Raw genomic sequence first — 6,062 nt, forward strand, 5'->3', positions numbered from 1 at the left:
GCCGGTGAGGCCGAGATCACCAGCCCCATGCCCGGATCCGTCATCGCCGTCGGCGCCGAGGCTGGTGCCCACGTCACCGCCGGCCAGACGCTTGTAGTGGTCGAGGCGATGAAGATGGAGCACTCACTCACCGCCCCCGTCGACGGCGTCGTCGACATCCTCGTCGCACCCGGTGACCAGGTGATGGTCGACCAGCTGCTCGCACGAGTCACTCCGCACACCGACACCATCGACACGAAAGAAGACGCGTCATGACCGAATTCCTTGCCACCGGCCAGCTTCCCGACGAGTACCAGCAGTTGGCGAAGACGGTCGCCGATTTCGCCAAGAACGTGGTGGCACCGGTCGCGGCGGAACACGACGCCAACCACACGTTCCCGTACGAGGTGGTGTCGGGAATGGCCGACATGGGCCTGTTCGGCCTGCCGTTCCCCGAGGAGTACGGCGGAATGGGCGGCGACTACTTCGCCCTCTGCCTGGCACTCGAAGAGCTGGGCAAGGTCGATCAGAGTGTCGCGATCACCCTGGAAGCAGGCGTGTCGCTGGGTGCGATGCCGATCTACCGGTTCGGCAACGAGGAGCAGAAGCAGGAGTGGCTGCCGCAGCTGACGAGCGGCAAGAGCCTGGCCGCGTTCGGGCTCACCGAGCCCGGGGCCGGAAGCGATGCCGGCGGGACGAAGACCACCGCGAAGTTCGACAGCGGTGAATGGATCATCAACGGCAACAAGCAGTTCATCACCAACTCCGGCACCGACATCACCAAGCTCGTCACCGTCACCGCGGTGACCGGTGTGAAGGACGGCAAGAAGGAGATCTCCACCATCCTCGTGCCGACGTCGACGCCGGGCTTCACCGCTGAGCCGGCGTACAACAAGGTCGGCTGGAACGCCTCCGACACCCACCCGCTCACGTTCTCGGACGTGCGCGTTCCCGAGGAGAATCTGCTCGGCGAGCGTGGCCGCGGGTACGCGAACTTCCTGCGGATCCTCGACGAGGGTCGCATCGCCATCGCCGCGCTCGCCGTCGGCGCCGCCCAGGGCTGTGTCGACGAGTCGATCAAGTACGCCAAGGAACGTGAGGCCTTCGGACGGCCCATCGGACACAACCAGGCCATCGCGTTCAAGATCGCCCGCATGGAGGCGCGTGCCCACACCGCACGCACGGCGTACTACGACGCCGCCGCCCGGATGTTGTCGGGCAAGCCGTTCAAGAAGCAGGCAGCCATCGCCAAGCTCGTCGCCTCCGAGGCCGCGATGGACAACGCCCGGGACGCCACCCAGATCCACGGCGGCTACGGATTCATGAACGAGTACACCGTCGCGCGGCACTACCGCGACAGCAAGATCCTGGAGATCGGCGAGGGCACCACCGAGGTGCAGCTGATGCTGATCGCGCGGGAGGCGGGCCTGTGACCGCCACGACCGAACCGAAGCGAATCATTCAGCGGGGCCTGTGGTTCGAGGAGTTCGAGCTGGGAGCGGTGTACGAGCACCGTCCCGGCCGGACCGTCACCGAGGCCGACAACGTCCTCTTCACGACGCAGACGATGAACACCCAGGCACTGCACCTGGACGCCGCGTACAGCGAGAACACCCAGTTCGGTGAGCGCCTCGTCAACTCGATGTTCACCCTCTCGACGCTGGTCGGGTTGTCGGTGGCGCAACTGACGCAGGGGACGATCGTCGCGAATCTGGGGTTCTCGGAGATCAGTTTCCCGAAGCCGCTGTTCCACGGCGACACGCTCTACGCGGAGACGAAGATCGTGGACAAGCGCGAGTCGAAGAGTAGGCCCGGCGAGGGCATCGTCACGCTCGAGCACACCGGCCGCAACCAGAACGGCGACGTGGTGGCGATCGCGGTCCGCAAGACCCTCGTCCAGAAGAAGCCGTCGTGAGCTGGGAACTGCCCGGGCCCGCCTGGTTGTTCTGCCCTGCCGACCGGCCCGAACGGTATGCGAAAGCGGCTGCGGCAGCCGACGTCGTGATCCTCGACCTCGAGGACGGGGTGGCGCGCGCGGACAAGGAAGCGGCGCGGGTCGCCCTGATCGACACCCCGCTGGATCCGGATCGCACGGTGGTGCGGGTCAATCCGGTCGGAACCGAGGACCACGAGCGCGATCTGCTGGCACTCGACGGCACCCGTTACACGAGGCTGATGCTGGCCAAGTGCGAGTCCGCCGACCAGGTGCTGTCGTTGGCGCCGCGTGAGGTGATCGCCCTCGTCGAGTCGCCTCTCGGTGCGCTCGCGGTGAGCGAGATCGCGCTGGCGGCGAGCACGATCGGCGTGATGTGGGGAGCCGAAGATCTCGTGGCGGCGATGGGCGGCAACTCCAGTCGCCGCGAGGACGGCAGCTACCGTGACGTCGCCACCCACGTGCGGTCGTCGACACTGCTGGCCGCCAAGGCATATCACCGGCTCGCCCTGGATTCCGTCTATCTCGACATCAAGGACCCGGGTGGGTTGCGCGCCGAGGCAGTCGACGCCGTCGCTGTCGGATTCGACATCAAGGTCGGCATCCATCCCAGCCAGGTCGGGGTGATCCGGGAGGCGTACGCGCCGTCCGACGAGGACGTCGACTGGGCGACGCGGGTTCTCGCCGCCGTCGCCGACGAGCGCGGAGTGTTCGCGTTCGAGGGAAAGATGGTGGACGCGCCGGTCCTGCGTCACGCCGAGGCGATCCTGCGCCGTTCACAGGTCGATTCGAAGGGGAAAAGCACGTCCGAGTCCCCGCGGTAGGCGGCGAAAGAGCGCGGAACGGCCGCGCTCTCGGGGAAGATGGTGCCCATGACCGCCGATCCGCAATGGGTGCCTACCGAATCCGACGTGCGCGACGCGGTCGTCACCGACTTCGCCCGGTTCGTCGCACGGCGTCACAGCGTCCGGGTCGACGACTACCGGTCGCTGTGGCGCTGGTCGGTCGCCGACCCGTCGGCGTTCTGGCAGGACGTGTGGGACTACTTCGAGATCCGGTCCGCCACCGACCCCGGACCGGCCCTCGCGGACGGCGCGATGCCGGGTGCCGTCTGGTTCCCCGGGGCGGCGCTCAACTACGTCGACCACGTCTTCCGGAACGCCCGACCCGGAACACCGGCGATCCTGTACGCGGGGGAGGGCGCCACCGACATCTCCGTCGGGTGGGACGAGTTGCGGTCTGCGGTGGCGGGCCTCGCCGCGACTCTCCGCGAGCACGGAGTCGGCGTCGGTGATCGCGTCGTCGGCTACCTCCCCAACATTCCCGAGGCCGTCGTCGCGTTCCTCGCCACGGCGTCGCTCGGTGCCGTGTGGGCCGCGTGCGGACAGGACTACTCTGCGCCGGCCGCGCTCGATCGGCTGGGTCAACTGGAACCGAAAGCGTTGATCACCGCGGACGGCTACCGGTTCGGGGGTAAGGAACACGATCGGCTCGCGGCAGCGGCCGACCTGCGCGGCGGATTGTCGTCGCTGGCCCTGATGGTGGTCGTGCCGCATCTCGATCCGGACGCGGCTATCGACGGCACCCTCACCTGGGCGGAGGCCACCGGCCGGGGCGACGCACTGGAGCCTGTCGCCGTCCCGTTCGACCACCCGTTGTGGGTGGTGTTCTCCTCAGGAACCACGGGTTTGCCGAAGGGCATCGTGCACGGTCACGGCGGTGTTCTGCTCGAACACGTGAAATCGCTCGCGCTCCAACTCGACATCGGCCGCGACGACACCCTCTTCTGGTACACCAGTCCCAGTTGGATGATGTGGAACTTCCAGACGGCGGGCCTGCTGGTGGGGGCCACCATCGTCTGCTACGACGGAAGTCCGTCATATCCGACGCCGGATGCATTGTGGGACTTGGTGTCACGTCTGGGGGTGACCGTGGTCGGCACGAGTCCCGGCTATGTCCTCGCGTGCGACAAGGCGGGTGTCGTCCCCGTGCGCGAGCACGATCTGAGCGCACTCCGGGCGGTGGGGGTGACGGGGTCCACGCTGCCGGCGGCGTCGTCACTGTGGTTGTCCGAGAACGTCGGTCGCCGCGTTCCCGTCGTGTCGATCACCGGTGGGACCGACGTGGTGTCGGCGTTCGTCGGGGGAGCGCGGAACGTGCCGGTCTGGCCGGGGGAGCTGTCCGCCCCGTGCCTGGGCGTCGCCGTCGACGCGTTCGACGAGTCGGGGCAACCGGTGCGAGGCGAGGTGGGTGAACTGGTCGTCACAGCGCCGATGCCGTCCATGCCGGTGTCGTTCTGGAACGATCCGGACGGAAAGCGTTACCGCGCCGCGTATTTCGACGTGTTTCCCGGAGTGTGGCGGCACGGCGACTGGATCACGATCACCGATCGCGGGACCGTGCTGATGCACGGGAGGTCCGATTCCACATTGAATCGCAACGGAATTCGGATGGGTAGCGCCGACATCTACCAGGTGGTGGAGAAGCTGCCGGAAGTTGCCGAAGCGCTCGTCGTCGGTGTCGATCTGGCGGACGGCGGATACTGGATGCCACTGTTCGTGGTCCTGTCGGAGGGGGTGGAACTCGACGACGCGCTGAAGCAGCGTATCCGCGGAGCGATTCGTGAGCAGGCCTCTCCCCGGCATGTGCCCGACGACATCATCGAGGCGCCCGGCATCCCGCACACCCGGACCGGCAAGAAACTCGAGGTGCCTCTCAAGCGCATTTTCCAGGGTGCAGACGCGCGGCGCGCGGTGGACCGCAGCGCCGTCGACGACCCCGGCCTGCTCGACTGGTTCGCACGGTACGGACGCTGAGCAGTGAGTCGGTCGATGGCAGTGTCGTTGTGCGACGACAATTAGGTTAGTCTTACTTTGGTTATCCTCCGGTAGGGACGAGCGCCCCGCCGGTCCCGTGTCGGCGAATGTGAGAAATCTCCCGTCTGCCTGCGATCGGCCGCGCCGCAGCGATCGCGACTAATCGGACATCGATAGTGCCGCACCCCGGGAGGGTGTTCCAGATGCTGGGATGCAGAGAGTTGTCGTCGGTTCGCGTCTCCTCGCCGGGGGACGTGCTTCCGCGTCCTCGTGGCAGGTCAGCGGGCGATCTGACGGCGCCCGGATGCTCACGCGGCAATGGGCGGACGTCCAGGTCGTCGTTCGATGCGGATGTGCGACGGACCTGGTCGGTTATTCCCTGCGTGCAACCCCGGGAGTTCTTCGTTTTGAGACCTGCGCGGGGCTTTGGTAGACACGGTGGTTGGCAAAACTGCGGTCATGGGGGGCAGGGAGTGTTCAACGCCGCAGTCGATCATCAGATCGGCTGCACCGTGCACGGATAACAGTCGGGAGGCGGGACATGAACCTGGATACGACAGTTGTACACCTAGCGAAATTCCGACTCTCGGTACGGTATCCGCGTTCTGGCTGGACGCAGTGCCCGGAATGTGGTTCGGCCTGTTGAATATGTGCGCGTCGAAGATCGAATTCAGGCCTGGTTCTGGAAGTATCGAGGGTTGGGTACGTCACAGCTTCACCGGTAACGCTAGTGGATGTGACACCGATGTAATTCCCGGCGTTGCCGCGGAGCCGTACGAACCGAAATTGTCACCACCGAGCGAGAGGAGGCCGAAGCAATGATCGCGACCATGTTTCGCTCCTTCACCAGCGCCGTAGACTCGGCTCTCGACTCGGAGGATGACGAGCACCGATTGGGTGGCCGCTTGTTGGATCGATGAGAGAACGGAGCCACGGATGAACCCGCTCACCGCAAGTAGTTCGGGATGTAAGGGCCTTGGAGTGTTCAGCGTCGCAGGCAATCGGGTTTCGGACGATCGTCTGACATGGACTCCGAGTGTGGTGGAACTCTTCGATCAGCGCAGGGCGTCCCATGCCCGGCACGTCCCCGCTCCGCGAGAAGCTTCGAACCGGCAAGGCCCGTTCATGTGATGGCGTTCATCGGAAGACCGGCTCACGACGCAGTCCGTGGGACCGAGAGCTACGAATCACCAAAGACACAGGCGGCAGTCGCCACGCGTTCGAGAACGGAGTAACCCTTGGGGTCGGGACAAGCAGCGGGTAGTAGCGGTGCTCCGGAAGGGGCGTTTCCGCTCTCGGCTGCGCAGCGAGGCATCTGGTTCGCGCAACACGCG

The 6,062-nt window shown here is 66.1% G+C and carries 5 protein-coding genes; all 5 read left to right on the forward strand.

Annotation, left to right across the window (positions count from 1 at the left end):
• On the forward strand, positions 1–255 hold a 255-nt coding region (locus tag ACFVJ3_RS10045; protein ID WP_378451930.1), incomplete at its 5' end, for an acetyl-CoA carboxylase biotin carboxyl carrier protein subunit.
• Entirely contained in the window at positions 252–1,412 is a 1,161-nt protein-coding gene (locus tag ACFVJ3_RS10050; RefSeq protein ID WP_378451931.1) for an acyl-CoA dehydrogenase family protein, read from the forward strand. The genes ACFVJ3_RS10045 and ACFVJ3_RS10050, both read left to right, overlap by 4 nt.
• Entirely contained in the window at positions 1,409–1,894 is a 486-nt protein-coding gene (locus ACFVJ3_RS10055) for a MaoC family dehydratase (RefSeq protein WP_378451932.1), read from the forward strand. Before ACFVJ3_RS10050 ends, ACFVJ3_RS10055 begins: the two co-directional genes overlap by 4 nt.
• Positions 1,891–2,736, forward strand: a complete 846-nt coding sequence (locus tag ACFVJ3_RS10060; RefSeq protein ID WP_378451933.1) for an HpcH/HpaI aldolase/citrate lyase family protein — start codon at positions 1,891–1,893, stop codon at positions 2,734–2,736. Before ACFVJ3_RS10055 ends, ACFVJ3_RS10060 begins: the two co-directional genes overlap by 4 nt.
• Before the next feature lie 48 nt (positions 2,737–2,784).
• Positions 2,785–4,728, forward strand: coding sequence for an acetoacetate--CoA ligase (locus tag ACFVJ3_RS10065; RefSeq protein WP_378451934.1), 1,944 nt, complete (start codon positions 2,785–2,787; stop codon positions 4,726–4,728).
• Positions 4,729–6,062: the final 1,334 nt, after the last annotated feature.

This window comes from Rhodococcus sp. NPDC127593 (genome assembly GCF_042671975.1).
In the GTDB taxonomy this organism is placed as follows: Bacteria; Actinomycetota; Actinomycetes; order Mycobacteriales; family Mycobacteriaceae; genus Rhodococcus_F.